The sequence below is a fragment of the Arthrobacter sp. 4R501 genome (assembly GCF_002929755.1).
Taxonomy (GTDB): domain Bacteria; phylum Actinomycetota; class Actinomycetes; order Actinomycetales; family Micrococcaceae; genus Arthrobacter.
Map to the genome: position 1 here is coordinate 248490 of NZ_PJIW01000005.1, position 26894 is coordinate 275383.

Below are 26894 nucleotides of genomic sequence, written 5' to 3' on the forward strand. Positions count from 1 at the left end.
TCCTGTCCTTCGAACCCTCAAGTATGGCCCGCCCCACGGGTGCAGAACGTCGGTTCACCCCTTTTCTGAAACAGGAGTGACCACAAAAGTGGCCGTAAAGATTCGCCTTAAGCGCTTTGGCAAGATGCGCGCACCGTACTACCGCATCGTCGTCATGGACGCACGCTCCAAGCGTGACGGCCGTGCCATCGAAGAGATCGGCAAGTACCACCCCACCGAAGAGCCCTCATACATCGAGGTGGACACGGACCGTGCCCAGTACTGGCTCGGCGTCGGCGCACAGCCGTCCGAGCAGGTTGCCGCGATCCTGAAGATCACCGGTGACTGGCAGAAGTTCAAGGGCCTGCCGGGCCAGGAAGGCACCCTGAAGACCAAAGCTCCGAAGGCGGCCTTTGTTGCCCCGGAAAAGGGTTCCGTGATCATCCCGGAAGCCATCACCAAGAAGTCAAAGCAGTCTGACGCAGCCGAGGCCCCGGCCGAAGCAGAGACCACCGAGGCTGAGTAGATTGCTGGCAGAAGCGCTCGAACACCTCGTCCGGGGAATCGTTGATTCGCCGGAAGATGTCAAGGTCAGCTCGAAGAACAACCGCCGCGGGGACACCCTCGAGGTTCGTGTTCATCAGGATGACCTGGGACGGGTGATCGGCCGCCAGGGCCGCACCGCACGGGCATTGCGCACCGTTGTGGCGGCACTGGCAGACGGCGAGCCGGTCAGGGTCGACGTCGTCGATACCGACCGCCGCCGCTAAGCGCTCAGCAACATCAGTTTTTGCTCCGGCCCTTCCACCAGCAACGGTGGAGGGGCCGGAGTGCTTTCACCACAAGACCGTGGAGAATCCACAAACCGAAACAGAGGAACAGATGCAGCTTCAGGTGGCACGAATCGGCAAACCGCATGGAATCCGCGGCGAAGTGACGGTCCAGGTGCTGACCGACGCTCCGGGGGACCGGTTTGTTCCCGGTACCGAGTTTGTGGTGGAGCCTGCATCGGCCGGCCCGCTCATTGTTGAGGGTGCGCGCTGGAACAAGGACATCCTGCTGCTCGCATTCGAAGGAATCGAGACCCGCAACCAGGCAGAGACCCTGCGCGGCGCCAAGCTTTTTATCGAAACCGAAGAGCTGGACGAGGACGACGACGAAGGCTGGTACGAGCACGAACTGGTAGGGCTCGAGGCGCGCGTCGGGTCGCAGATGGTCGGCAAAGTCGCCGCCCTGCACACCTTGCCGGTCCAGGACCTGCTCGTGGTTGAAACGCCGGACGGCAAGGAAATCCTTGTCCCGTTTGTGGAGCAGATCGTTCCGGAGGTCAATGTGGCCGGTGGCTTCGTCCTGCTGACGCCGCCGGACGGACTCTTTGAGGTCAACGACGGCGAAGCCGGCCCCGGTGAAGCGGAGGAAAACGCGTAGATGAGAATCGACGTCGTCAGTATCTTCCCGGAGTACCTGGCGCCCCTGGAGCTCTCGCTCATTGGCAAGGCCCGCCAGGACGGCCTGTTGGACCTGCGCGTCCATGACCTGCGTGATTTCACCACCGACAAGCACCGCTCAGTGGACGACACCCCGTACGGCGGCGGCGCGGGCATGGTGATGAAGCCTGAGCCTTGGGCGCAGGCGTTGGCTGCTGTTGCCGCAGTTGCTATGGCCGGATCCGGTGAAGCCGCACCGGGTGCCGAGGCCACGGCGGCCGAGCCCGCCAAACCGGTTCTGATCGTCCCGTCGCCGGCAGGGGAGCGCTTCAACCAGGCCCTGGCCCATGAGCTCGCAGAAGAGGACCAGCTGGTTTTTGCCTGCGGCCGCTATGAGGGCATCGACGAGCGTGTCATCGAGTGGGCGGAAGAGCACTTCACGGTGCGCCCCATGAGCCTTGGTGACTATGTGCTGAACGGCGGCGAAGTAGCCGTTTTGGCCATGGTCGAAGCCATCGGCAGGCTGCTGCCAGGCGTCGTGGGCAACCCTGATTCCCTGGTGGAGGAGTCGCATTCGGACGGGCTGCTGGAATACCCCGTGTATACCAAGCCCGCCAGCTGGCGTGACCGGGATGTCCCGGCAGTGCTGCTGAGCGGCAACCACGGGAAGATCGCGCAGTGGCGCCGCCACGAGCAGTACCGGCGGACGGCGGAACGCCGTCCGGACCTCCTGGAAACGTTCGACGTAGGGAAGCTGCCACGTGCCGACCGGACGGCCTTCGCGGACCTCGGGTACGACGTCGTCGACGGTCACCTCCTGGCGCGACGGCAGGCCGATACCAGCACGGACACCGGAACCGACGCCTCAACCTGAACCGGCGCGTCCGTGGTCCGCGATTGGCTGTAGGCCCGCGAGTGTGGCAAAATTAGTCTTTGTGTCTGCTGGGTCCGCACCTGCCACAGGGGGAGCGCAACCAACAGCTGGACACCCCGGGACCTTCAATCAGTGAAGGAACCGGCCCCACTTAATTTTCGGCGGTAATTTCCGGTACTTCCGGGCTTGCCCGCCGTGACCCAAAGTGAATGACCTGTGGCGTTCACCAGGAGTGCAATTATGCATATTCTCGATTCCGTAGATGCAGCCTCGCTGCGCACCGATGTTCCTGTCTTCCGCGCGGGTGACACCCTCAAGGTTCACGTGAACATCATCGAAGGCAAGAACTCCCGTGTCCAGGTATTCCAGGGCTTCGTCCTGGGCCGCCACGGCGACGGTCTCCGCGAAACCTTCACCATCCGCAAGGTCTCCTTCGGCGTCGGTGTGGAGCGTACCTTCCCGGTGCACTCCCCGATCATCGACAAGATCGAAGTTGTCTCCAAGGGTGACGTGCGCCGCGCGAAGCTGTACTACATGCGCGACCTGCGCGGCAAGGCTGCGAAAATCAAGGAAAAGCGCGACTTCCAGCCCAAGAAGTAAGTCCCCCAGGGACCTACAAAGCAGGCCCCAGCCGTACCAGGCCAGCGCCGGAGCCCTTCGCAACAGCGCCCCAGGAATACGGATCATGGACCAGACAAAACGCCAGCCCAGACGAATGGGCTGGCGTTTTGCGTTCCTGTCAGTTCTCCTGGCCGTGGCTATCAGCGGGCTGGTCCGTTCCCTGTGGCTGGATGTCTATTACATACCGTCCGAATCCATGGAGCCGGTCCTTGCGAAAGGGGACCGCATCCTGGTCTCCCGGACAGACTTCCATGCCGAACCCATCCGTCGGGGCGACATTGTGGTCTTCGACGGCAGGGGTTCGTTTGCTCCCCTGCACAGTGGGAAGGGCCCCCTTCTGGATTCCCTTGCAGCGGCCGGGCAGTGGCTAGGCCTGGCCGGCAGTGACACCACGTACGTCAAACGTGTCATCGGCATACCGGGGGACACCGTGGTTTGCTGCGATGCAGACGGAAAGATCACCGTCAACGGCGAGGCACTCAACGAGCCGTATCTGTTCGACGGAGACAGCCCAAGCACGCAGGTCTTCAGCGCAGTGGTGCCCGACGGAAGGCTTTGGCTGCTCGGTGACCACCGCTCGGCATCCGCTGATTCGCGCAGCCTGCTCGGTGCGCCCGGCGGAGGCATGGTGCCAATGGACCATGTCATCGGCAGGCCGGTCCAGATCGTTTGGCCACTTGATAGATTTGCTGCAGTACTACGGCCACCAGCGGCAGGATCAACAACAGAGGACGGACAGTAAATGCCCGAGAACAATGCCCGGACACCTGAGCCGCCTCGCGACGGCGCCCACGGTGCCGACACCGACGGTATGTCCGCCAACGCGATTTCCGGCGACGGCACCTCCGACGGCGTAGCGGATGGCAGCCCGGCAGCGCCACAGTCCGGCAGGCGATCCGCGGCACCGACTTCCGAGCCCGCCGCCCCCAGCCAGCTCTTTGTCTGGCTGAAGGAGGTTGCCACGGTAGTGGTGATCGCCGTGGTGCTGTCCTTCCTGATCAAGACGTTCCTGTTCCGCGCGTTCTATATTCCGTCCGAGTCCATGGTCAGCACCCTGGACGTCAACGACCGCATCTTCGTTAACCTGCTGGTTCCGGAGCCGTTTTCCCTCTCACGTGGCGACGTTGTGGTCTTCCGTGACACCAAGGGCTGGCTGAGCACCGCACCGGAGGAACCGAATGGACCTTTCACCTGGGTCCAGGACGGCCTGACATTTGTGGGACTGCTGCCGGACAACTCCGAGCAGCACCTCGTCAAACGCGTCATCGGGCTTCCCGGTGACAAAGTGATCTGCTGCGACGACGGCGGTAAACTGACCATCAACGGATCTCCTATTGATGAAACCTACGTCAACGGGGCTGAGGAACCGCAGATCCGTGCTTTCGACGTCGTTGTTCCGGAAGGAAAGGTCTGGGTCATGGGCGATAACCGGAACCACTCCGCGGATTCCCGCTCGCACCTGGAATCCAATGGCGGATTCGTCGACCTCGTGGACGTAGAGGGCAAAGCCGCCGTCATCGCATGGCCGTTGAACCGGATCACTGTCCTTGACAATTATCCGGCCGTCTTCCGGAACGTGCCTGCGGGAGGCTAGGAGTGTCCGCAGTGATACCGGCCACCAGGTCCGAGGCTCCAGCCCGCAAGACGGACGGGGTCCGCTCCAAAGCACCGACGCTCCGGCATGAGCGGACGTTCAAAGCGCAGGGCGCCCGTTACCTGGCCGGCGTGGACGAAGTGGGACGGGGGGCGCTGGCAGGACCGGTGAGCGTCGGAATCGCCGTCGTGGACCTCCACACCCAGAAGCCCCTGGCCGGGGTGCGGGACAGCAAGCTCCTCAGCCCCGCCGAACGGGAACGGCTGGAACCGCTGGTCAGACGCTGGAGCGTTGCGTCCGCCGTCGGGCACGCTTCCGCGCGGGAGATCGACGCATTGGGCATTATTGCTGCGCTGCGGCTGGCCGGTACGCGCGCCTGGCAGGACATCCTTGCGGCCGGCATCAGCCCAGATGTGGTGCTGCTCGATGGCAGCCACAACTGGCTCTCGCCCGCCGGGCAGCCTTCCCTGTTTGACGAGCCACCCATGAATTTCGCGTGCCTTGCCCCGGTCCACACCAAGATCAAGGCGGACATGCAGTGCCTGAGCGTGGCCGCAGCCAGCGTGATTGCGAAGGTGGAACGCGACGAGCAGATGCGCGGCCTGCACGGTGAATACCCCGCGTTTGGCTGGGACGTCAACAAGGGCTACGCCACGGCAATTCACCGGGACGCGCTCCGCGCCGCCGGAGCCACACCGTATCACCGGGTGAGTTGGAACCTCCTGGGCGGCGAACTCTGATTCCGTGCCGCTCCAGTGCCTGCCGCACTGGTGTGGGGCTCATGCGGCGCGGACGCTGCAACTGTGGCGCCCTGGATGGTGCAAGATGGAAGCATGAGTGCAGAGGATCTTGAAAACTATGAAACCGACATGGAGCTGCAGCTCTACCGTGAATACCGCGATGTTGTCGGGCTCTTCAGTTACGTCGTCGAGACCGAACGCCGCTTTTACCTCGCAAACCACGTTGACCTGCAAGCCCGAAGCGCCGACGGCGAGGTCTACTTCGATCTGACGCTCCAGGATGCCTGGGTGTGGGATGTGTACCGTTCGGCACGGTTCGTGAAGACAGTCCGTGTCCTGACGTTCAAGGATGTCAACGTCGAAGAACTGCCCCGCAACGAGGAACTCGCCCTGCCGAAGGACGCTGACCTCGGCAACTGACGCCGGCCCACTGCTCCTCCACAGCCCCGCTGTATTGGGGCGGTTTTCCCGGGTTGCCCACATACGCGAATAGCCTGCTGTCCTCCGCTGTCCTGCCACTGCAGGCTGGTTGCGGAGGTAGAAATGAAATCCAAAGACCTGTTGGGCCGGCGCGGCGAGGAACTCGCGGCCGGCTATCTTGAATCGCTCGGCATGCTGGTGGTGGAACGCAACTGGCGCTGCGCCGAGGGTGAAATAGACATTGTGGCCCTGGACGGCGACGCCCTGGTCATCGCAGAGGTGAAAACCCGCCGTTCCCTGGACTACGGGCACCCGTTCGAAGCTGTGGGGCCGGACAAACTCGCCCGGCTGCATCGGCTCGGTTCGGCATGGTGCCGGGACCGGGAGCTGCGGATGCCGCTACGGCGCGTGGACGTCATTGCCGTGGTGGACGACGGCGGCGGCGAACCCCTGGTGGAACACCTCAAGGGGGTGGGGTAGATGGCGCTGGGCCGGGCCTACTCCGTGGCGCTGGTGGGATTGAACGGGTACATCGTCGAGGTAGAAGCCGATATTGGCCAGACCCTGCCGGCATTCGTGATCCTGGGCCTCCCGGACGCCGCCCTCAACGAGGCCAAGGAGCGCATACGTTCCGCGGCCAAAAATTCCGGAATTCCGCTGAGCCGGCGGAAGATCACGGCCAACCTCATCCCTGCGTCGCTGCCCAAACGCGGTTCCGGCTTCGACCTTGCCGTGACCATGGCAGTCCTGAGGGCCGCAAATGACATCAAGCCCACCGGCCGGACTGTCTTCATCGCCGAACTCGGGCTGGATGGCCGGCTACGGCCGGTGCGCGGCATCCTGCCGGCAGTGATGGCGTCGGTGCAGGCCGGCTATCCGGACGTGGTGGTCGCGCACGCCAACCTCGGCGAAGCATCGCTGGTCCCTGGAGCCAACGTCAAGGGGTACCGCACGCTGGCGCGGCTGGCGCTCGACTTCGGTGCAGACCCGCAAGAGCTCGCACTGGACTTCGAGCCGGAGGATGAGGCCGGTCACGGGGACTCCGAACCGGGGGCCCAGGCTGTTCCTGACATGGCCGACGTCTCCGGCCAGGGCGAAGCCAGACGTGCGCTCGAGGTGGCCGCTGCCGGGGCCCACCACCTGCTCCTGACCGGACCTCCGGGTGCAGGCAAGACCATGCTGGCCGAAAGACTTCCCGGTCTCCTGCCGGACCTTGCCGACAATGAGGCCATGGAAGTCACCGCCATCCACTCCCTCTGCGGCCTTCCCTCCTCCGCCGTTCAGCTTGTGCGGCGGCCGCCGTTCGAAAACCCGCATCATTCGGCCACAGCCGCCGCCATTATCGGCGGGGGATCAGGGTTGCCGCGCCCGGGTGCGGCGTCGCGGGCACACCGCGGTGTCCTGTTCCTGGACGAGGCCCCGGAATACGAACGGCGCGTCCTGGACGCCCTCCGCCAGCCCCTGGAGAGCGGGGAGCTGGTCATTCACCGCTCGGCAGGAACGGCAGCCTACCCCGCCCGGTTCCAGCTGGTCCTTGCTGCCAATCCCTGTCCCTGCGGCAAGGCTTCGGGAAAGGGCCTGGACTGCACATGTACGCCTATGATGCGGCGCCGCTACGTGGCCAGGATGTCCGGTCCGCTGCTGGACCGGGTGGATATCCAGCTGCAGGTGGAGCGCGTGTCACTGGCCGACTTCGGCCAGGCGGGCGCCGAAGAAGACACAGCCGCCGTGGCACGGAGGGTAGGCGACGCACGCCGGCGCCAGGCCGAACGGCTGCGGCCGCTGGGAATGGAAACGAACTCGCAGGTGCCCGGCCGAATTCTGCGCGGCCCCCTGCGGTTGCCGGCCGGCGCCACGCGGATCCTGGACCACTCACTGGAGCGGGGCGGGCTGACCGCCAGGGGCTATGACAGGGTTCTCCGGCTGGCCTGGACCCTGGCGGACCTGTCGCACCGCGACATGCCCGACACCAACGACATCGGACAGGCCCTTGGCCTCCGGCAGGCTGCCTCGGCAGCTGCGTGAAGGAAGAAACCACATGGACAACGAATGGATCGCCCGGGCCGCCCTGTCGAGGCTCATGGAACCGCAGGACGCGGCCGGACTGGCCCTGGTACAGGCCACCGGCGCACCCGACGCCTTGAAAATCGCCACGGGCCAGGCGGTCGCCGGCCCGGCACTGGAGCGGGAGATCACCGGATTGCTGGCGGACAACGGCGCCGGAACCAGCTGGGCGGGGATGGCTGCCTCCCTCAAACCCTGGGCTCCCCGCATTCCGGATCTGGCGCCCGAGCGTGACCTGGCCACCATGACACGCCTTGGCGGCCGGCTGATTATCCCGTCGGATGATCTCTGGCCTGCCCAGCTCGGGGACCTTGGGATGCAGGAGCCCATCTGTCTTTGGTGGCGGGGCCTGGAACAGGAGCTTCCCGGTCCGGCCCGGAGCGTGGCGCTGGTGGGGTCCCGCGACAGCACCAGCTACGGCGCCTCGGTGACCGGGGACCTCGCCTACTCCTTGGCTCAGCGGGGCTTCACCGTGGTCTCCGGGGGCGCATACGGCATCGACGCCCACGCGCACCGGGCAGCACTGGCAGGGGGATCAGCGGCGGTGCCTACCATCGCGGTGATGGCTGGTGGTGTGGACCGGTTTTACCCGTCCGGCAACGAGGATCTCCTGAGGGCGGTCTGCAACCAGGGAGCGGTGCTCGCAGAGGTGCCGCCAGGGTCGGCGCCCACCCGCTACCGCTTTCTCCAGCGGAACAGGCTGATCGCGGCCTTGGCCGCAGTGACGGTGGTGGTCGAAGCGCGCTGGCGGTCCGGTGCGCTGAACACGGCCCACCACGCGGAGACGCTTGGCCGCGCGGTGGGAGCTGTGCCGGGGTCCGTGCACAGCGCCAACTCCGCCGGCTGCCACCGGCTGCTCCGGGATGGCGGGGCTGTCTGCGTGACTGACGCCGCGGAGATCGCCGAACTGGCATCCCCAAGCGGCGTGGGTCTTGCGGCGCCCGGGACAGCGCCTGCGGCCGACCATGACGGACTGACCTTGGAGGATCTGATCCTTCTGGACGCCCTGCCGCTGCGGTCCACCACGTCCGTGGACAAGCTCTGCGCAGTGGCCGGCCTCAGTGCGGACTCCGTGCGGGCCGGGCTGGGCAGGCTAGGCCTGCTGGGGCTCGCAGCTTCAGAAAGGGGCGGCTGGAAACGGGCCAAGGAATTAGCGTAGTTGCCTGTGTCCGGCACGGGATTCCCGCGGAGTTCTGGGACAGTGGAACAGTGCAGAATCAGGAACTGTCCCGGGCATTTGAACAGGCACTTGCCGACTTCGGCAGATACCTGACCGCCGAGCGGGCCCGGTCCGGGCATACGCTTCGGGCATACCTGTCCGATCTTCGAGGCCTCCTGGAATACGCCACCTCCGAGGGCGTCACGGATCTGCCGGAACTGGAGCTGGGCACTCTCCGACGCTGGCTCGGGGCGCAGAGCCAGGCCGGGATATCCCGGGCCACCCTTGCGCGGAGATCGGCCACCGCGCGTTCCTTCACCACATGGGCCATACGGGAAGAACTCATCGAGACCGACCCTGCCCTCCGTCTCAGGGCTCCCAAGGCGGAAAAGTCACTGCCCGGGGTGCTGCAGTCCCACCAACTCCTCAGGCTGCTGGACAGTCTGGAAGAAGCCGCGGCTGACGGGTCACCGGTGCCGGTGCGCAACCGGGCCATGGTGGAGCTCCTATACGCCACGGGCCTGCGCGTGGGGGAGCTGGCCGCCTTGGATGTGGACGATCTCAACCCGGACCGCCGGACCCTGCGTGTGGTCGGCAAGGGCAACAAGGAACGGACTGTTCCCTACGGCGTCCCGGCCGCTGTGGCCGTGGACGACTGGCTCCGCAGGGCCAGGCCGCTCCTGGCCACCGGCCGCAGCGGACCGGCGCTTTTCTTAGGCACCAGGGGAAACCGTGTTGACCAGCGCCAGGTCAGGACCGTGGTAAACGCTCTCTTCGAAGCTTTGGGCGACACCTCGGCAACCGGTCCGCACGCGCTGAGGCATACTGCGGCAACGCACCTGCTCGATGGCGGCGCGGATCTTCGTGCCGTCCAGGAAATCCTGGGCCACAGCAGCCTCGCCACCACGCAGATCTACACCCATGTGTCCGTTGAACGGCTCCGGAACAGCTACCAGCAGGCCCATCCCCGGGCGTGAGGGCCGTGGATTCCCGCCAACGCGGGGTAATTCCAGGACCGTGTCACCTATGGCGGATCGCACTGGCGTAATTACGCGGCGTACGGCACAATAAGAGTCACGTCCGGCAACTTTCAAGTTTCGCTTGAAGCTCTTTCGCTTCGCGCGTCACCCGCAAGTCCGGACACAGCTTAATAATCAGGCAGGGAACACCGCCGCTGGAACTTACAGCACCGGGCAGTTTCATCCAGGCAGAGGTCGTTGGGGAAGACGTACCTACAGCTATGGAGGATGGAATGTCTGTTGCAATGACCCGCGGTGTGCTGTTTGTTCACTCAGCCCCTACAGCACTGTGCCCGCACGTTGAGTGGGCCATTGGATCCGTCGTGGACAAGCGGACGGATCTAGAGTGGACCCCTCAGCCTGCCGCGCCCGGAATGTTCCGCGCCGAACTCTCCTGGACAGGAACCCCGGGCACCGGATCGCTGCTGGCATCCTCCCTTCGCGGCTGGGCCCATCTTCGCTACGAGGTCACTGAAGAGCCGAGCCAGGGAGTTGACGGCGGCCGCTGGTCGCATACCCCCGAACTGGGAATCTTCCACGCCACAACGGACGTCCACGGCAACATCATGGTCTCAGAGGACCGCATCCGTTACGCCTACGAATCGGGTGCCGGCGACCCCTCCGCCGTGTACCACGAGCTTTCCCTGGCCTTGGGTGAGGCGTGGGACGAGGAACTAGAGCCGTTCCGCCACGCAGCCGAGGGCGCACCCGTCCGCTGGCTGCACCAGGTGGGCTGACCGCCGTCGGACATCACGACGTCGTACTTCCTGTCCGCTGTCCTGGCAGAAGCCGTGCCCGGATCGGAAGGCGGCGCTCCATAGCAAAAGCAGAGGCCCCGCCACATGGCGGGGCCTCTGCTTCGTCTGCGGTACTTGCTGTTCCCGCGCTGCTGCTAGATGCTGCGGACAGCGATCACGGCGTTGTGGCCGCCGAAGCCGAACGAGTTGCTCAGCGCCACGATGTCGCCTGCCGGCAGATCCCTCGCCGACGTGACGACGTCGAGCGGGATCTCCGGGTCCTGGTTCTCAAGGTTGATGGTGACCGGGGCCTTGCGGTGGTACACGGCAAGCACTGTGAGTACTGCCTCCACGGCACCGGACGCGCCCAGCAGGTGGCCCATCTGTGACTTAGTGGCGGACACTGCGACGCTGTCGAGGTGGTTCCCCAGCGATGCGCGGAGGGCCGTGTACTCGGGCTTGTCACCGACGGGAGTGGAAGTGGCGTGCGCGTTGACGTGGACAACGTCCTCGGCCTGGATCCGGCCGTCGAACATGGCTGCCTTCAGCGCGCGCGTGGCGCCCAGGCCCTGGGGGTCCGGGGCGGTGATGTGGTAGGCATCAGCCGTCACGGAGGTGCCGGCCAGTTCGCCGTAGATGCGGGCGCCGCGGGCAATGGCGTGTTCCTCGGCTTCGAGCACCAGCGCGCCGGCGCCTTCGCCCATCACAAAGCCGTCGCGGCCCAGATCGTAGGGGCGTGAGGCGCCCTGGGGGTCGTCGTTGCGGCGCGAGAGGGCCTGCATGGACGAGAACGCGGCCAGGGGCATGGGGTGGATGGCTGCCTCGGCGCCGCCGCACATCACTACGTCGGCCTTGCCGGAGCGGATCAGCTCCAGCCCCAGGTGAAGGGCCTCGGTGCCCGACGCGCAGGCCGAAACAGGGGTGTGGGCGCCGGCACGGGCGCCAAGGTCAAGACTGACGGCTGCTGCGACGCCGTTGGGCATCAGCATGGGCACCGTCATGGGCAGGACGCGGCGCGGGCCCTTTTCCTTCAGCGTGTCCCACGCGTCCAGCAGCGTCCAGACGCCGCCGATGCCGGTGGCGAAGGCGACCGCAAGGCGGTCGGGGTCAATCTCGGTGATGCCGGAATCGGCCCAGGCTTCACGCGACGCGATGACGCCGAACTGGGTGGACGGGTCCATCCGCTTGGCCTCAACGCGGCTCAGGACCTCCAGGGCCGGAGTGGAACAGCGGGCAGCAAAGTGGACAGGCAGTTCGTACTTGGCGACCCATTCATCTTCCAGCGTGCGGGCACCGGAGACCCCTTTCAGCGCGTTCTTCCACATGGTGGGTACGTCGCCGCCGATGGGCGTGGTGGCACCCAGACCGGTAATGACTACTTTGCGTGTCATTGGATCACTCTCTGTCGGTGGGCAGGCCGTATCCGGTTGTCCGGCGGGGTCCCGCGTGTGGGGCAGCTGGCTGCCGAAAAATGTGGTGGACTGCCGGTCCGGCCTGAGCACGGACCGGCAGTCCAGTCAGCCTTAAGGGGCTGAAGCCTTGGCTAGGCCTGTGCGCCTGCTATGAAGCTGACGGCGTCGCCCACGGTCTTGAGGTTCTTGACCTCTTCGTCCGGGATACGCACGCCGAACTTCTCTTCGGCGTTGACCACGATGGTCATCATGGAGATGGAGTCGATGTCCAGGTCCTCGGTGAAGGATTTGTCCAGTTCCACAGCCTCGGGGGCAAGGCCGGTTTCTTCGTTGACGATTTCAGCCAAGCCGGCCAGGATCTCTTCGTTGCTAGCCATTGATGGCTCCTTTTCTTGTTATTGCCGGCAGGGGGTGCCGGAAACGGTGCAGTCCGCGGATGCGGCCTGTATGGGGCGTTCCTAAGGAAGGACGATTACCTGGGCACCGAAGACCAGCCCGGCGCCGAAGCCGATCTGGAGTGCGAGGCCGCCGCTGAGCTCAGGGTTTTCCTTGAGCAGGCGGTGGGTAGCAAGTGGGATGGAGGCCGCCGAGGTGTTTCCGGCATCAGCGATGTCCCGGGCCACGGTGACGGATTCAGGAAGATTCAGTTTCTTGACCATCTCGTCGATGATCCGCATGTTGGCCTGGTGCGGGATGAACGCAACGAGGTCTTCAGCCTTGACGCCCGCGGCATCCAAAGCCTGCTGTGCCATTTTGGCCATTTCCCAGACCGCCCAGCGGAAGACGGTCTGCCCGTCCTGGCGGAGTGTGGGGTAGAGCTCCTGCGCTTCTTCGAGCAGGGCAAAGTCGCCGGGCTCGTCGGACTGGCGGGCGGCCATGCTGAGGTCGCGGACATCCAGGATGGAACGCGTCATGCCGATGGCGTCCCATTTACTGCCGTCCGAACCCCACACCGAGGGTCCGATGCCGGGGGTGTCCGAGGGGCCGATGACAACAGCGCCCGCCCCGTCGCCCAGCAGGAAGGAAATGGTGCGTTCCCGGTTGTCGATGACGTCGGAGAGCTTCTCCGCACCGACCACCAGCACGTAGGTGGCCGTGCCGGAGCGGACCAAGGCATCGCCCTGGGCGATGCCGTAGCAGTACCCGGCACAGGCGGCCGAGATATCGAAGGCCGGAGCCGGCGTCGCACCGATGCGGTCAGCCAGGGCGGCGGCCGCCGACGGCGTGGCGTACGGGTGGGTGACGGTGGAAACGATGACGGCACCAAGCTGGGAGGCTTCGATGCCTGCCTGCTGCAGGGCCTCCCGGGCAGCGCCCTCGGCCATATCGATGACGCTGACGTCGGCAGCGGCCCGGTGCCGGGTCACGATGCCGGTCCGCTGGCGGATCCATTCGTCCGAGGAATCAATCCACTGGCAGACGTCGTCGTTGGTGACGATGACGTCAGGCCGGAATGCGCCGAGGCCGAGGATGCGGCTGTATTCGTTTACGGGAACCTGTTTCAGCGTGGGAACGCTCATGCGTTTCCCTCCAGTTCTGCGAAGAGTGCCAGTGCGGCAGTGAGGTCGTCCGGGGTTTTGACTGCAACGGTCTTGACGCCGGGCATGCCGCGCTTGGCGAGCCCGGCCAGGGTGCCGGCCGGGGCCAGCTCAATGACACCGGTGACGCCGCGCTGCACAAGGGTTTCCATGCAGAGGTCCCAGCGGACCGGCCGGGAGACCTGCGCGATGAGGCTCTCGACGGCGGCGCCGCCGTCGGTCACTTCCCGGCCGTCAAAGTTGGACAGCAGGGGCACCTGCGGCTTCTGCGGCTTGAGGCCGGGCTTGAGCGACTCGAGGGCGCTCACGGCGGGGGACATGTGCGAGGTGTGGAACGCCCCGGCCACTTTCAGCGGGATGACCCGCGCCTTCGCCGGCGGGTTGTCCGCCAGGGCCTTGAGCTGTTCGAAGGTTCCGGCTGCCACCGTCTGGCCCGCGCCGTTGACATTGGCCGGTGTCGCGCCGGTAGCCTCGATGGCGGCCAGGACCTCTGCGGGGTCCCCGCCCACGACGGCACTCATGCCGGTCGGGGTTACGGCAGCGGCGGCGGCCATGCTGTTGGCGCGTTCACGGACGAACGTCATGGCTTCCTGCTCGGTGAGCACGCCGGCGAGGGCCGAGGCGGTGATTTCACCGACGGAGTGGCCGGCAAGGATCACGGGAAGCGTGCCGAGTTCGACGTCGAACAGCGACTTTGCGGCCACCAGCCCGGCGGCAACAATCAGGGGCTGCGCAACGGCGGTGTCCTTGATGGTGTCCTCGTCAGAGGTGGTCCCGTGGGCTGTCAGGTCGATGCCTGCGATCTCACTGAGGGAGGCCAGATGGCCTGCTACCGAAGGCAGTTCCAGCCAAGGGGCCAGAAAACCCGGGGTCTGTGAGCCCTGTCCAGGGCAGACTATTGCAAGCACGTATCCAGCTTTCCAAATTATGGGGTCATCCAGCGGTGTTTCACTGCACCAAGCTCAAGGGGTCAGATTGTAGGAAGTCTACAACTACTCACGGCTGATTCCGCGCCGGATGACGCTCCGCCGGGGCTTTTGGCGGCGCCGACAGCCGCCCGACCACCAACGCCGCCTGCAGCACAAACGCCTCCCGGGGGAGCAGCGGATCCCAGCCCGTGACGTCGCAGACGCGCTTGAGCCGGTACCTGACGGTGTTGGCGTGGACAAACAATTCGCGGGCAGTCGCCTCAAGGGAATGGCCCAACTCCAGGTAGGTGCCCAAGGTCTCCACCAGCCCGTTGGAGGCGGCGACAAGCGGACGGTAGATGTTTTTCACCAGGGAGCGGCGCGCCGCTTCGTCACCGGAGATGACGCGTTCCGGCAACAGGTCATCGGCGGCCACGGGCCGGGGAGCGGCGGGCCACGCCCTTGCCGCGGTCAGGCCGGCAAAGGCAGACTGCGCTGATCCGCTGGCCTCCAGCAGGGAGCCGGCTTCCGGACCGTAGACCACCGGGCCGGGGGCGAACATTTCGCTGAGTTTCAGGTATGCGGTCTCGCGGTCCTGGACGCCGCCAAGGATCAGGATCAGCCGGTCGCCCTGGATGCCCACCAACGCATCCTCGGCGTAGCGGCCTGCCAGGCGGCGCAGTTCGCTGACGTAGCTGGCACTGGGTTCAGACGGCGAATTGCCCACCATCACAGTGAACCTCTCCTGTGCCTTCCAACCCAGCGCGGCGATCCGGGACCGCAGCGCGTCCGTGTTTTCGCCACGGAGGATGGCGTCCACGATCAGCGCTTCCAGCCGCGTGTCCCAGGAACCGCGGGACTCGGCCGCCCGCGCATACACGTCTGCCGCCGCGAAGGCCACTTCCCGTGAGTAGCGCAGGACCGCCTCGCGGAGGGAGGGCTGGTCAGCTTCCGGGGCGATGACCGGCACCTGGTCTTCCACCACTTCCACCACTATGCGGATGAGCTGGAGCGCCTTCTGGAGGCTGATGGAGCGCGTCAGCTCGGTGGGGGCCGTCCCAAAAACGTCGGTGAGGATCCACGACGGTGAGCTGGGCCGCTCATACCAGGTGACAAAGGCTGCGATGCCGTTTTGCGCCACCATGCCCAGGGCCGAGCGCTCGTCGGAGCTGAGGCGCGAATACCACGGCAGCGACTTTTCCAGCTGGCGAAGGGTGGTGGTGGAGAGCTGGCCCACGCTTGCCCGGAGCTTTTTCAGGGTTTCGGATTTCTCCGGTGTCATGCTGCGCGAGGACGGCTTGCGCTTCACGGGCGGGGTGGTTGGCTCTGGCATCCTACGAGCATACGGTGCCTGCCCGGCAAGCTCCATTTGTGCAAAGGCTACAACGTTGTTGGACCTGCGTCACAGGCCGCCTCCTGTCCGGAAAGGCAGGGGGATGACGACGACGGCGACCCTCGCCTTTTCGGTGAGGGTCGCCGTCGTCGTTCATGTCCGCTGACAAGCAGGTCAGCGGGAGTTGATCAGGACTCGCCGCCCGCGTTGCCGGTGGAACCGGCGTTGACGTTGTGCAGCTTGTACTTCTCGATTGCCTGGGCCGGGGCCTGGGCATCAACTTCGCCGCGGCGCGCCAGCAGTTGCAGGGAACGGACCACGATGGAGTGGATGTCGTTCTTGAAGAAGCGGCGGGCCGCTGCGCGGGTGTCGGAGAAACCGAAGCCATCCGCACCCAGCGTGGCGAACTCGTTCGGCACAAACTGGCGGATCTGGTCCGGGACGGCCTTCATGTAGTCCGAGACCGCAACCACGGGTCCTGTGGCACCGGCGAGCTGCTGGGTCACAAACGGAACACGGGCGGGCTTGCCCGGGTTCAGGAACGCCTCTTCCTCGGCGGCCATGCCGTCGCGGCGCAGTTCGTTCCAGGACGTGACGGACCAGACGTCGGCGGAGACGCCCCAGTCCTCGGCGAGCAGCCGCTGGGCATCGATGGCCCAGGGAACCGAGACGCCGGAGGCCAGGATCTGGGTCCGGGGACCGTCGATCTTCGCCGGAGCCAGGAGGTAGATGCCCTTGAGGACACCTTCCACGTCGAGCTCTTCGGGTTCTGCGGGCTGCGTGATGGGCTCGTTGTAGACCGTGATGTAGTACATCAGGTTCCGGTCAGCCGAATCGGGCCCGTACATGCGCTCGATGCCGTCCCGGATGATGTGGCCCATCTCGTACCCGTACGCCGGGTCGTAGGTGACCACTGCCGGGTTCGTGGAGGCCAGCAGCGGGGAGTGGCCGTCGGCGTGCTGCAGGCCTTCGCCGGTCAGCGTGGTCCGCCCGGCGGTGGCGCCGATGATGAACCCGCGGGCCATCTGGTCCCCGGCGGCCCAGAAGGCATCGCCGGTGCGCTGGAAACCGAACATGGAGTAGAACACATACACCGGAATCAGCGGTACGCCGTGCGTGGCGTAGGCCGTGCCGGCGGCGGTGAACGCCGCGACCGCGCCTGCTTCGTTGATGCCGGGGTGGATCAGCTGGCCCTGGGCCGATTCCTTGTACGCAAGGACCAGGTCCCGGTCCACGGACAGGTAGTTCTGGCCCTTGGGGTTATAGATCTTCGCCGTGGGGAAGAACGCATCCATGCCGAACGTGCGGGCCTCATCGGGGATGATCGGCGCGATGTGCTTGCCGAAGTTCTTGTCCCGCATGAGGTCCTTGAGGAGCCGGACAAACGCCATGGTGGTGGCCGCCTGCTGCTTCCCGGAACCGCGCTTGGCGACCTCGTACGTTTTTGCCTCCGGGAGAGCGATCTCCTGGTGCTTGGAGCGGCGCTCCGGAACAGAACCGCCCAGCTGGGCACGGCGTTCCATCATGTACTGGATCTCCGGCGCATCGGTGCCCGGGTGGAAGTACGGGGGCTGGTACGGGTCCTTCTCCAGCTGCTCGTCGGTGACCGGAATCCGCAGGTGGTCGCGGAACTTCTTCAGGTCATCGAGGGTGAGCTTTTTCATCTGGTGGGTCGCGTTGCGGCCCTCGAAGTGCGGTCCGAGTCCGTAGCCCTTGACGGTTTTGGCCAGGATCACGGTGGGCTTGCCCTTGAACTCAGTGGCTGCCTTATACGCGGCGTAGACCTTGCGGTAGTCGTGGCCGCCGCGCTTGAGGTTCCAGATCTCGTCATCGGAAAGGTCCGCGACCATGTCCTTGGTCTGCGGGGTCTTGCCGAAGAAGTGCTCGCGGACAAACCCGCCGGACTCTGCCTTGTAGGTCTGGTAGTCACCGTCAGGGGTCTCGTTCATGATCTTCACGAGCGAGCCGTCGGCGTCCTTGGTGAGCAGGTCATCCCACTCCCGGCCCCAGACGACCTTGATGACGTTCCAGCCCGCGCCGCGGAAGAACGCTTCGAGTTCCTGCATGATCTTGCCGTTGCCGCGGACGGGGCCGTCCAGGCGCTGGAGGTTGCAGTTGACCACAAAGTTCAGGTTGTCGAGGTTCTCGTTGGCGGCGAGCTGGAGCAGGCCGCGGGACTCGGGCTCGTCCATTTCGCCGTCGCCCAGGAACGCCCAGACCTGCTGGTCCGAGGTGTCTTTCAGGCCGCGGTTGTGCAGGTACCGGTTGGACTGGGCCTGGTAGATCGCGTTCATCGGGCCGATGCCCATCGAGACCGTGGGGAACTCCCAGAACTCCGGCATCAGGCGCGGGTGCGGGTAGGAGGAGAGCGCGTGGCCTTCCTTGGACTTTTCCTGCCGGAACCCGTCCAGGTCCTCCTCGGCGAGTCGGCCTTCCATGAACGCGCGGGCGTACATGCCGGGGGAGGCATGGCCCTGGAAGAAGACCTGGTCACCGCCGCCGGGGTGGTCCTTGCCGCGGAAGAAGTGGTTGAAGCCCACCTCGTACAGGGTGGCGGCCCCGGCGTAGGTGGAGATGTGCCCGCCCACCCCGATGTTCGGCCGCTGTGCCCGGTGCACCATGATGGCGGCGTTCCAGCGCATGTACGCCCGGTACCGGCGCTCGAACTCTTCGTTGCCGGGGAACGGAGCTTCCTGGTCCACCGGGATGGTGTTCACGTAGTCCGTGGTGGTCACCATCGGCACGCCGACGCTCTGCGCGCCGGCGCGCTGCAGCAGGCTCCGCATGATGTATTGGGCACGTTCCGTGCCCTGTTCCCTGATCAGGGCATCCAGGGACTCAGCCCATTCGGCGGTCTCTTCCGGATCACGATCAGGCAGCTGGTTTGTCAACCCGCTGAGGATATGGGAGGTCTCTTCTCCTGCAGCCACGTCCAACCTCTCTTTGCGCGCATGCATCGGCGCCCACATGCCGGGCAGGGTGACTGTCCGGCATGAATGCGACGTGTGCGACGTATCGGTTACAACAGCCCGGTCATGTGCGCCGGGCAGGGTCCTATCACGCCTATGTCTGCCATTGAGTTCCAGGCGGTCGCCCCGCAGGCATAGTTGTCACCAGTCACTCTAGCTGTGACTCCAGCGCGATGCGTAGCCGCGTCCATGGCGTCCCTGTTGTATTTCGCCGTCATACTGGTTGTGTGACGAAAGCCGCTGCAACGCAGGCTGACGGCGCCGGATGTGACGCAGAATATGGCGGATCGCGGTGGTGGCAGCTTGAAGCGCAGGCACAAAGGGTGTTGGCTGGGAGTAATGGAAATCACTATGCGAATTGCATGTATTAGGCATTGGAGGAACACGTGAGCGAGGCCGACGCCGCCACTTCGGTAAATGTGGCGGAAAAATTGGGTTTCAAAAACGGGGATCTGATTCAGGAGTTCGGTTACGACGACGACGTCGATTTCGACTTACGTGATGATATTGAGGACCTGACAGGGTCCGAACTCCTGGACGAGGATGACCACGACGTTGTTGACGCCGTCATTTTTTGGTGGCGGGACGGCGACGGGGATCTGGTCGACAGCCTCATGGATTCCCTGACCACCCTGAGTGAAACCGGGGTTGTTTGGGTGCTGACGCCAAAGTCCGGGCGCACCGGGTACGTGTCGCCGGCGGAAATCCAGGAAGCGGCGCCCACTGCGGGCCTGCACCTCACCACCTCGGCAGGTGTGTCAAAGGACTGGAGTGCCACCCGCCTGGTCAGCAGGAAGAACAAGTGACGGCAGCTCTTGCCGTAGCCGGGCAGACTGTTCCGGCAGTGGGGGAGCTTGCCCCGGACTTTGAGCTGGTAAACCAGTTCGGAGAACCTGTCCGGCTATCCACCTTCCGCGGGCAGAACGTTGTGCTGGTGTTCTATCCTTTTGCTTTTTCGGGTGTCTGTACCGGCGAGCTCTGCGAAATCCGGGACAACCTGGCCGCGTTCGAGGATGCCAGGGCCACCGTCCTGGCCGTGTCCGTGGACAGCAAGTTCAGCCTGCGGGCTTATGCCGAGAAGGAAAGCTACGGCTTTGACCTTCTGGCCGACTTCTGGCCGCACGGCGCTGTCGCTACCGCCTATGGAGTCTTCGACCCGGAGAGCGGCATGGCTGGGCGCGGGACGTTCATCATCGATGCAGCAGGAACAATCTGCTACGTCGTGGTGAATCCGCGCGGGCAGGCCCGCGAGCTCGCCGAGTACCAGGATGCTCTGGCAGGTCTGGAACAGGCCTGAGGCCAAATGGACCAGCAGCGGCACGGCATCGGCCTGACAGGCTTCGCCAGCCTGCCGGCCACTGACCCTGCCGCGCTGTCCAGTGCGGACCTTCAGGGGCTTGAACACGTCCGGGAGCTTTTGTCCGGCAAGCGGCTGGCGTTCCTGACCGGCGCAGGGCTGAGCACCGATTCGGGCATCCCGGATTACCGCGGGCCGGATGCCGTGCCACGTTCGCCCATGACGTACCAGGAGTTTGTGCGCGACGGCGCCAACCGCCAGCGCTATTGGGCGCGGAACCATATCGGCTGGTCCCACTTGCGGCACGCAGATCCAAACCCTGGGCACACTGCGGCCGCAGAACTTGAGCGGCGGGGCCTGCTCACTGGGTTGATCACCCAGAACGTCGACCGGCTGCATGAAGACGCCGGCAGCCGGAATGTCATTGACCTCCACGGCCGTTATGACCGGGTGGCATGCCTCGATTGCAAGCGCACCTACACCCGCCGCCTGCTGGCCGGGGTGCTCGAAGAACTCAATCCCGGCTTCCTGGCGCGCGCCACAACTTCCGGCCTGGTGGAAATTGCGCCCGACGCCGACGCCACTGTTGAGGACATTGCTCTGATCAGCAGTTTTGTGGTCGCTGCCTGCCCCGCCTGCAGCGGAATTCTCAAGCCCGACTTTGTCTACTTCGGCGAGAACGTGCCCAAAGAACGCGCAGAAGCCGCCTACGCGATGGTGGACATTGCAGAGGCATTGCTTGTTGCCGGTTCATCGCTGACCGTGATGAGCGGACTGCGGTTCGTCCGACACGCGGCGAAGGACAGCAAGCCTGTGGTGATCATCAACAGGGGCGGTACTCGGGGAGACCAGTACGCCACCATCAAGCTCGACGCTGGCGTCAGCGAGGCACTGACCTGGCTCGCCGCCGAACTCCCCGATCTTTGACCGTTCGGGGCCGACCGTGTCGATTGGCTTTTCGTCCCCCCCGTCAGGTAGAGTCTATGTTCGTTGGTTGACGCGCTGAGGTGCGAAAAACCGGCAGTTTGGGTCTTTAGCTCAGCTGGTAGAGCGCCACGTTTACACCGTGGATGTCATCGGTTCGATCCCGGTAGGACCCACCACCAAACCCCGTTGTTCCTGGCCCGAGCGGCCGGGAACGGCGGGGTTTTTGTTGCCCTATGCGGTTCAGGGCGTAGTGCCGGCCCATGAATGTGAATGGGGTCGAGTATCTCCACGGCAGGGATTCCCTCAACGGACCCGTGGAGCCCGTGGCCTACGACGCAGGGTGGCCGGAGATCTTTTGCGACCTCCGCGACAACATCCGTTCCGCACTGGGCTCCACAAGCATCACAGTGGAGCACATCGGCTCGACTACGCAGAAGCCAAGGGTTCAACAATCCGTGCCCTCCTGGCTCAATACCGCTAGGGCGCCAAATTGTCGGTGGCTGTCCCTAGTGTTCCCGCTATGGAATATGTGGTGGTGAAGAAGGCCAAGGACGGCAGCCCGACGGCCGTGGTCAGCAACGGCCGGGAATGGGCCGTCGGTGCCGACGCAGTGAGATGGTTTGAGCGTGTGAGCTGGTGGGAGGCGCAGCGGCGTATGCCCAAAGGTCTGGGCCGCGTGGACGTTGAGGTCTTGCAGGTCCAGGTGCGGCTGGGCCGCAATCCCCGGTCCGCGTTGACCACCATGGTGCTGGAGCGCGACGGCCTTGGTGGCGGTTGGAGGCTGAGGGAATCCGTGGTGGACGTCGCCTGAACCCGGCAGCCCAGGCCACGGCAACATTCAGGCATTGGAAAACCCTCCACCGCGACTATTGGGGGATGCCGCGGTGGAGGGTCTGAAATGAATATACCGTGAACTTCCTGAAACAAACAAATGCCACGCGGACCACGCGTGCGTGGCGCGGTGGACGGCGCCTGGCCGGGCCCCGAATCGCGCCTAAGCCATTATGATGGTTAGTGTTCAGCAGAATGAACGCATCTACGCGAAGCGCCCCGGCGTGCCGATCGAAGGAGAATCATGGCCGATTCCCGCACTTCCCGCTCCTCCGAGGGTTTGGGGAGCACGTCGCCGGCGCCGGCGGTCACGCGTGCCGCCGCCGTCATGGACGCATTGTCAGCCTCTGCGACGGGGCGGCTGACACTGAGCGACCTGGCCCGCGAGCTGGGTATCCCCAAGTCGTCCACCTCCAACCTGTTGCTGGCGTTGGAAGAAGCCCGGCTGATCAGCCGCCAGGGCGCCGAATTCACGCTGGGCCGCAAGCTCGTGGAACTCGGCGCCGCCTATCTCAGCCGGCTCGACGAAGTACAGGAGTTCTACCGGTTCTGCGAGCAGGCGCCGACCCTTTCCGGGGAGACGGTACGCATAGCCATGCTGGACGGAACCAACGTGATCTATTTGGCCCGCTACGAGGGTCATCCGGCGGTCCGGCTGACGTCCAACATCGGCGACAAGATGCCGGTGTCCCTGTGTGCCGTGGGCAAGGCCTTGATTGCCCGCCTTCATGACCACGACGTCGACGCAATGTTTTCCGATGACGCCCAACTTCCAGTGCTGACCCCGAAGTCCCTCCGCACCGGGGCCGAATTGAAAGCACAGCTCACAACCATCCGTGAACAGGGCTATGCGTTCGAAGATGAGGAATCCACTACTGGAGTGGTCTGCCTGGCTGTGGCCGTGCCTACGCGCGGTGCCCACGGCCCGAGCCTTGGTTTGTCAGTCACGGCCCTTAAGGCCACATACTCCGCGGAGCAGGGTTCCCAGATGGTCAAGGAACTGAACGAGCTGGCGCGGTCCCTAGGTAACCCTATGGGCTGAGTGCCCCCGCTCTGGCGGCCCTATTTAACGTTCATCACACCGGTTGTGAACAAAATATCCGTCAACCACTTGCTGCGTGTTCAACTTGCTGTACTCTGTTCAATATAGTGATCGACACCACGGCGTGTCCTCGCTATCCCACCAGGCCAACGGGGGCCTGGAGTGTTTTTGAGGGAGTTCTTGTGACAACTCGTACTAAATCACCGCAGACTGACATGGACGGCGCCGCCGTCGATCCGGAGCAGCTGCGAAGGGCAACTCTTGCCAGCTCAGTAGGCTCCGCACTGGAGTACTACGACTTCTACATCTACGGCCTCGCCTCGGCCTTGATCTTTGGGCCGCTCTTCTTCTCACCGCTGGGGGAAAGCGGCGCCGTGATCGCGTCGTTCGCCACCTATGGTGTGGGCTTCGCAGCCCGGCCGTTCGGCGGCATCGTCTTCGGCTACATCGGTGACCGGTTCGGCCGGAAGATGGTCCTGATCCTGACCATCGGTCTGATGGGCATGGCCAGCTTCGCCATCGGGCTCCTGCCCACCTTTGAACAGGCGGGAATGGTCGGCGCAGTGCTCCTGGTGGCCCTTCGGATCCTTCAGGGCTTGGGCGCTGGCGCCGAGCAGGCAGGCGCCACCACCCTGATCTCAGAAGTGGCCCCGCGCCGTCGTCGTGGATTCTTCGCCGCGCTGCCGTTCGTCGGCATCCAGCTGGGCACCCTGCTCGGCGCAGGCACCTTCGCCCTGATGGCACTGGCCGACAAGGAAGTGCTGCAGGGCTGGCTGTGGCGCGTTCCGTTCCTGGCGAGCGTCATCCTGATTGTCATCGCGGTCTTCATCCGACTCCGGCTCAAGGAAACGCCGGTCTTCCAGGAACTGGAAAAGCACAAAGCCGTGGTCAAGAACCCCGTCGTACAGATCTGGAAGCACTCGAAGAAAAACGTGCTCATCGGCATCGGCCTGCGGATGGGAGAAAACGGAAACTCCTCCATTTACTCCGCCCTCCTGGTGTCCTTCATCAGCATGCCCGCCGGAATCTTCGCCGGCGACAAGTTCATCGGCCCCACCGGCCTCCTCATTGCCGCTGGATTCGCAGCGGTCATGGTGGTCACCTTCGGCGCCCTTTCCGACCGTTTCGGACGCGTTCCTGTATACCGCTACGGCGCCCTCTTCCAGGCCGTCATCGCCCTGCCGGCCTTCTACCTGGTCACGCTCGGCAGCGTCACCCTCGTCTGGGTGGTCATGGTGGTGGGCATTTCACTCGGTGTGCAGTCCATGCTTGGTCCGCAGTGCGCCATGCTGCCGGAACTCTTCGGCTCCCAGCACCGCTTCACCGGCGTGGCGCTGAGCCGTGAACTCTCCGCCGTCCTGGCCGGCGGGTTCGCACCCATGATCGGTGTGGCCCTCCTGGCCGCGACCGGCCATTCCTGGCTGGTTCCCGCCATCTACTCCCTGGTCCTGGCGCTGATCTCCTTCGGCACCACCTTCTTCACCCCGGAAACCAACGGCCGGGACCTGCTCCTGGTGGAGGACGCACGCTAGGCACTCCACCCACGCAATAGGCGGCCTCCCCTTGATGTGGAGGCCGCCTATTTCCGTGCCGCTCGTTAGTTGGGCGCCGCTGCTCAGCGCAAATATGTAACTATCTGGCCGCCGACAAGCACGCGGACAAAACTGCTGGACACAAAAGAGCCCCTGCTACGGGATTCTGTTTCGAGGATCCACGGCAGGGGCTCTGTGGTGCGGGCCGGGGCCTGCGCCTTAGTAGAAGTGGACCGGGTCCACCAGGTGGGGGAGGTCGCCACCGTCGAGGAACGTGCGCAGGTTGCTGCAGAAGCGCTCCGCGATCAGGCGGTTCTCCGCGGCACTGAGCGCCGACGTATGCGGCGACACCATGACCCTGGGGTGGTTCCACAGCGGGCTGTCCTGGGGGAGCGGTTCCACGGCAAAGACATCAAGGCAGGCGTAGGAGACCTGGCCGTTGTCCAGGGCCTCCAGCAGGGCGTCCTCGTCCACCACGGTGCCGCGGCCCACGTTCACAAACACCGTTCCCGGCTTCATCGCGGCAAACACCGCACGGTTGAAGAGCTTCTCCGTGTACGGCGTGCCGGGCAGCGTATTGACGACGGCGTCCGCCGAGGCGAGCAGCCCGGGCAGTCCGTCGTTGCCGGCAACCTGCTCGATTCCTTCGATCGGCTCAACATTCCGCTTGGTGCCGCTGACCGTCATGCCCACGGCGCGGGCGATCCGGGCGGTCTCCAGACCGATTTCGCCCAGGCCGGTCACTACCAGCGTGGAACCGCTGACCAGGCGCGTGGGGGTCCGAAGCTCGGGCCACACCTTGGCCGCCTGGTCCTGGGCCAGCTCGGCGCTGCGCTTGAAGCCGTTGAGGATTCCCAGCGCAGCGAATTCTGCCAGCGGCAGGGCATGGACGCCGGCGGAGGTGGTCACCTTGAATTTGAGGAGGGTTTCCTGGTCCAGCCCGGATGCCTTGACAGCGCCGCCGGCGCCGGCGGCCATGGCGTGGACCCACTGGAGCCGTGGATTCTCGCGCGCGATGCGGGCCAGGCCCGCGGGGCTCTCATTGGGCAGGCCGTACAGAACCTGCGCCTTGTTGAGCATGGCCCAGTACTGCTCCTCCTGTGCGGGAGTGCGTTTGAAGTCCGGATCCCCGGAGTGGTCGGCCGGAAAACGCTCGGGCGGAAGCAGGTCCGGCTCATAGAGGACAGTTACGGAGGGGTCTACGGCGCGGATGCGGTCCACCAGCTCTGCTTCGAGCGGGACGGCGATCGCGACGGTGGTTAGAGTCGTCATAGTGTTCATCATACTGAATAGCGGCTAGGATATTGGACAGATTTCCCTTCATTAACCACACAACGATGTGAGTCGAGGCCTAGATATGGAAGACAGAACAGCGGGCTTTGTAGGCCTGGGGCTGATGGGGCTGCCCATGGCGGCGAATCTGGTCCGCGCCGGATGGGCGGTCACCGCCTGGAACAGATCCGAAGCTCCCCTCCAGGAATTCGTGGCGCAGGGTGGCCACTCCGCGCCCGACGTTGCATCCCTGCGGGACCTGCCAATCATCGCCTTTATGCTCCCGGACCTGTCCTTCATCGAGGAGGCCTCGGCGGGGCTGCTGGCGAGCTGGGATGAAAATCCGCCGCAGGACGGCACTACGGTGGTAGTCACAAGCTCCGTCTCACCCGCGAAGGTCCAGGACTTCGGACGGCGGGTCAGCGAGGCAAGCCACGGCCGCGCCACAGTGGTGGATGCACCGGTCAGCGGCGGGACCAAGGGCGCGACCGACGGCACCCTGGCCATCATGGCCGGCGGCACCGCGGACGACTTCCGGCGGCTCGAGCCTTTCTTCAGCGCGATGGGAACCACTGTCAGGCGCATGGGCCCGCTGGGCGCCGGATCGCTCGCCAAGGCCTGCAACCAGCTCATTGTAGGAACCACGACGGCGGCGCTCGCCGAAGCGGCCGAGCTCGCCGAGCGCTCCGGGATGGATCCGGCGGCGCTGTTCGACGTCCTGGCCGGCGGCCTTGCGGGCAGCCGTGTTCTGGAGAATGTGGGACCGCGTCTGGTCCGGAAGGACTACACACCAACAGGTCCGGCGAAGTTTATGCATAAGGACCTGTCCTTTGTGCTCGTATCAGCCCGGGCGGCCGGGGCTGCCGTGCCGATGGCGGCGGCCGCCGTCGAGCTTTACGCCGAACTCAAGCGCCAGGGCCTTGGCGATCTGGACCTTGCTGTGGTCCGCCAGGCCATTTCGAATCTGAGCGACAACACCAATATCGCGGAACCAGTGGAAGCCGCAACGAAAGGGACAGCTGCACCATGAGTGGACTTTTTGATCTGACGGGGCGGGTTGCCTTGGTGACGGGTTCGAGCCGGGGGATTGGTAATGCGTTGGCGCGGGCGTTGGCTGGGGCGGGGGCGACGGTGGTGCTGAACGGGATTAATGCGGAGCGGTTGAAGGCGGCGGAGGTGGCGATGGCCGCGGACTTCGC

Annotated in this window: 29 protein-coding genes and 1 tRNA gene; 23 read left to right on the top strand and 7 right to left on the bottom strand. The window is 65.0% G+C overall.

Features of this window, described 5'->3' with window-relative positions; genetic code table 11:
• Window positions 1–88 precede the first annotated feature (88 nt).
• The 14 genes from rpsP (at window position 89) to CXR02_RS06765 (ending at window position 10634) form a co-directional block, all read left to right on the top strand.
• The gene (gene rpsP / locus CXR02_RS06700; RefSeq protein ID WP_056349101.1) at window positions 89–505 is read left to right on the top strand and encodes a 30S ribosomal protein S16; all 417 of its coding nucleotides are present in this window, start codon (window positions 89–91) and stop codon (window positions 503–505) included.
• 1 nt (window position 506) lies between these two features.
• Window positions 507–749 (top strand): RNA-binding protein, encoded by a 243-nt coding sequence (locus tag CXR02_RS06705; protein ID WP_056349097.1) that lies wholly within the window; start codon window positions 507–509, stop codon window positions 747–749.
• A gap of 112 nt (window positions 750–861) precedes the next feature.
• Window positions 862–1407 carry a ribosome maturation factor RimM gene (rimM, locus tag CXR02_RS06710; protein ID WP_104061258.1) on the top strand — a complete coding sequence of 182 codons (546 nt, stop codon included), beginning with the start codon at window positions 862–864 and terminating at the stop codon, window positions 1405–1407.
• Entirely contained in the window at window positions 1408–2280 is an 873-nt protein-coding gene (gene trmD, locus CXR02_RS06715) for a tRNA (guanosine(37)-N1)-methyltransferase TrmD (RefSeq protein ID WP_104061259.1), read from the top strand.
• Window positions 2281–2520: 240 nt separating this feature from the next.
• Window positions 2521–2880 carry a 50S ribosomal protein L19 gene (rplS, locus tag CXR02_RS06720; RefSeq protein ID WP_056349088.1) on the top strand — a complete coding sequence of 120 codons (360 nt, stop codon included), beginning with the start codon at window positions 2521–2523 and terminating at the stop codon, window positions 2878–2880.
• An 85-nt stretch (window positions 2881–2965) separates the two neighbouring features.
• The gene (gene lepB, locus CXR02_RS06725; protein WP_104061260.1) at window positions 2966–3643 is read left to right on the top strand and encodes a signal peptidase I; all 678 of its coding nucleotides are present in this window, start codon (window positions 2966–2968) and stop codon (window positions 3641–3643) included.
• Window positions 3644–4495: a signal peptidase I gene (gene lepB, locus CXR02_RS06730; protein WP_104061261.1), complete on the top strand. Its 852-nt coding sequence runs from the start codon at window positions 3644–3646 to the stop codon at window positions 4493–4495.
• Between the two features lie 14 nt (window positions 4496–4509).
• Window positions 4510–5235, top strand: coding sequence for a ribonuclease HII (locus tag CXR02_RS06735; RefSeq protein ID WP_181037148.1), 726 nt, complete (start codon window positions 4510–4512; stop codon window positions 5233–5235).
• A gap of 93 nt (window positions 5236–5328) precedes the next feature.
• Window positions 5329–5655, top strand: coding sequence for a DUF2469 domain-containing protein (locus CXR02_RS06740; protein ID WP_056349080.1), 327 nt, complete (start codon window positions 5329–5331; stop codon window positions 5653–5655).
• A 123-nt stretch (window positions 5656–5778) separates the two neighbouring features.
• The gene (locus CXR02_RS06745; protein WP_056349077.1) at window positions 5779–6135 is read left to right on the top strand and encodes a YraN family protein; all 357 of its coding nucleotides are present in this window, start codon (window positions 5779–5781) and stop codon (window positions 6133–6135) included.
• A complete protein-coding gene (locus CXR02_RS06750) occupies window positions 6136–7680 on the top strand; it encodes a YifB family Mg chelatase-like AAA ATPase (protein WP_104061263.1) in 1545 nt (514 codons plus the stop codon). It abuts the gene before it with no gap.
• 13 nt (window positions 7681–7693) lie between these two features.
• Window positions 7694–8878 (top strand): DNA-processing protein DprA, encoded by a 1185-nt coding sequence (gene dprA, locus CXR02_RS06755; RefSeq protein WP_104061264.1) that lies wholly within the window; start codon window positions 7694–7696, stop codon window positions 8876–8878.
• A 50-nt stretch (window positions 8879–8928) separates the two neighbouring features.
• Entirely contained in the window at window positions 8929–9855 is a 927-nt protein-coding gene (locus CXR02_RS06760) for a tyrosine recombinase XerC (protein ID WP_104061265.1), read from the top strand.
• A gap of 275 nt (window positions 9856–10130) precedes the next feature.
• On the top strand, window positions 10131–10634 hold the full coding sequence (locus CXR02_RS06765) for a DUF3145 domain-containing protein (protein WP_056349065.1): 504 nt from the start codon (window positions 10131–10133) through the stop codon (window positions 10632–10634).
• Window positions 10635–10789: 155 nt separating this feature from the next.
• On the opposite strand, the gene CXR02_RS06770 is transcribed toward CXR02_RS06765, so the two are convergent.
• The 6 genes from CXR02_RS06770 to aceE all read right to left on the bottom strand — a co-directional run bounded on the left by CXR02_RS06770 (window position 10790) and on the right by aceE (window position 18782).
• Window positions 10790–12025, bottom strand: coding sequence for a beta-ketoacyl synthase (locus CXR02_RS06770; RefSeq protein WP_104061266.1), 1236 nt, complete (start codon window positions 12023–12025; stop codon window positions 10790–10792).
• A 152-nt stretch (window positions 12026–12177) separates the two neighbouring features.
• Entirely contained in the window at window positions 12178–12423 is a 246-nt protein-coding gene (locus CXR02_RS06775; RefSeq protein ID WP_009359314.1) for an acyl carrier protein, read from the bottom strand.
• An 81-nt stretch (window positions 12424–12504) separates the two neighbouring features.
• Window positions 12505–13566 carry a beta-ketoacyl-ACP synthase III gene (locus CXR02_RS06780; protein WP_104061267.1) on the bottom strand — a complete coding sequence of 354 codons (1062 nt, stop codon included), beginning with the start codon at window positions 13564–13566 and terminating at the stop codon, window positions 12505–12507.
• Entirely contained in the window at window positions 13563–14492 is a 930-nt protein-coding gene (locus CXR02_RS06785; protein ID WP_181037144.1) for an ACP S-malonyltransferase, read from the bottom strand. Before CXR02_RS06785 ends, CXR02_RS06780 begins: the two co-directional genes overlap by 4 nt.
• Before the next feature lie 88 nt (window positions 14493–14580).
• Window positions 14581–15825, bottom strand: a complete 1245-nt coding sequence (locus tag CXR02_RS06790; RefSeq protein WP_056349053.1) for a CdaR family transcriptional regulator — start codon at window positions 15823–15825, stop codon at window positions 14581–14583.
• Between the two features lie 188 nt (window positions 15826–16013).
• Entirely contained in the window at window positions 16014–18782 is a 2769-nt protein-coding gene (gene aceE, locus CXR02_RS06795) for a pyruvate dehydrogenase (acetyl-transferring), homodimeric type (RefSeq protein ID WP_181037145.1), read from the bottom strand.
• A 398-nt stretch (window positions 18783–19180) separates the two neighbouring features.
• Here aceE and CXR02_RS06800 point away from each other — a divergent pair, with 398 nt between their 5' ends.
• The 7 genes from CXR02_RS06800 to CXR02_RS06830 all read left to right on the top strand — a co-directional run bounded on the left by CXR02_RS06800 (window position 19181) and on the right by CXR02_RS06830 (window position 24423).
• The gene (locus CXR02_RS06800; RefSeq protein WP_056341561.1) at window positions 19181–19600 is read left to right on the top strand and encodes a DUF3052 domain-containing protein; all 420 of its coding nucleotides are present in this window, start codon (window positions 19181–19183) and stop codon (window positions 19598–19600) included.
• Window positions 19597–20091, top strand: a complete 495-nt coding sequence (locus tag CXR02_RS06805) for a peroxiredoxin (RefSeq protein WP_104061269.1) — start codon at window positions 19597–19599, stop codon at window positions 20089–20091. The genes CXR02_RS06800 and CXR02_RS06805 overlap by 4 nt, the downstream gene beginning before the upstream one ends.
• 6 nt (window positions 20092–20097) lie before the next feature.
• The gene (locus tag CXR02_RS06810; protein WP_104061270.1) at window positions 20098–21018 is read left to right on the top strand and encodes an NAD-dependent protein deacetylase; all 921 of its coding nucleotides are present in this window, start codon (window positions 20098–20100) and stop codon (window positions 21016–21018) included.
• Window positions 21019–21118: 100 nt separating this feature from the next.
• Window positions 21119–21194, top strand: a tRNA-Val gene (locus tag CXR02_RS06815).
• Between the two features lie 344 nt (window positions 21195–21538).
• Entirely contained in the window at window positions 21539–21829 is a 291-nt protein-coding gene (locus tag CXR02_RS06820; RefSeq protein ID WP_104061271.1) for a hypothetical protein, read from the top strand.
• Window positions 21830–22093: 264 nt separating this feature from the next.
• Window positions 22094–22891 carry an IclR family transcriptional regulator gene (locus CXR02_RS06825; RefSeq protein WP_104061272.1) on the top strand — a complete coding sequence of 266 codons (798 nt, stop codon included), beginning with the start codon at window positions 22094–22096 and terminating at the stop codon, window positions 22889–22891.
• A 215-nt stretch (window positions 22892–23106) separates the two neighbouring features.
• Entirely contained in the window at window positions 23107–24423 is a 1317-nt protein-coding gene (locus CXR02_RS06830; protein ID WP_104061273.1) for an MFS transporter, read from the top strand.
• A 219-nt stretch (window positions 24424–24642) separates the two neighbouring features.
• Here CXR02_RS06830 and CXR02_RS06835 read toward each other — a convergent pair whose 3' ends face one another.
• Entirely contained in the window at window positions 24643–25707 is a 1065-nt protein-coding gene (locus tag CXR02_RS06835; protein WP_104061274.1) for a D-2-hydroxyacid dehydrogenase, read from the bottom strand.
• 73 nt (window positions 25708–25780) lie between these two features.
• On the opposite strand from CXR02_RS06835, the gene CXR02_RS06840 reads away from it, so the two are divergent.
• Both CXR02_RS06840 and CXR02_RS06845 read left to right on the top strand, forming a co-directional pair.
• Window positions 25781–26725 (top strand): NAD(P)-dependent oxidoreductase, encoded by a 945-nt coding sequence (locus tag CXR02_RS06840; protein WP_104061275.1) that lies wholly within the window; start codon window positions 25781–25783, stop codon window positions 26723–26725.
• Window positions 26722–26894 (top strand): SDR family NAD(P)-dependent oxidoreductase (locus tag CXR02_RS06845; RefSeq protein WP_146072482.1); only part of this gene is annotated, 173 nt, incomplete at its 3' end. The genes CXR02_RS06840 and CXR02_RS06845, both read left to right, overlap by 4 nt.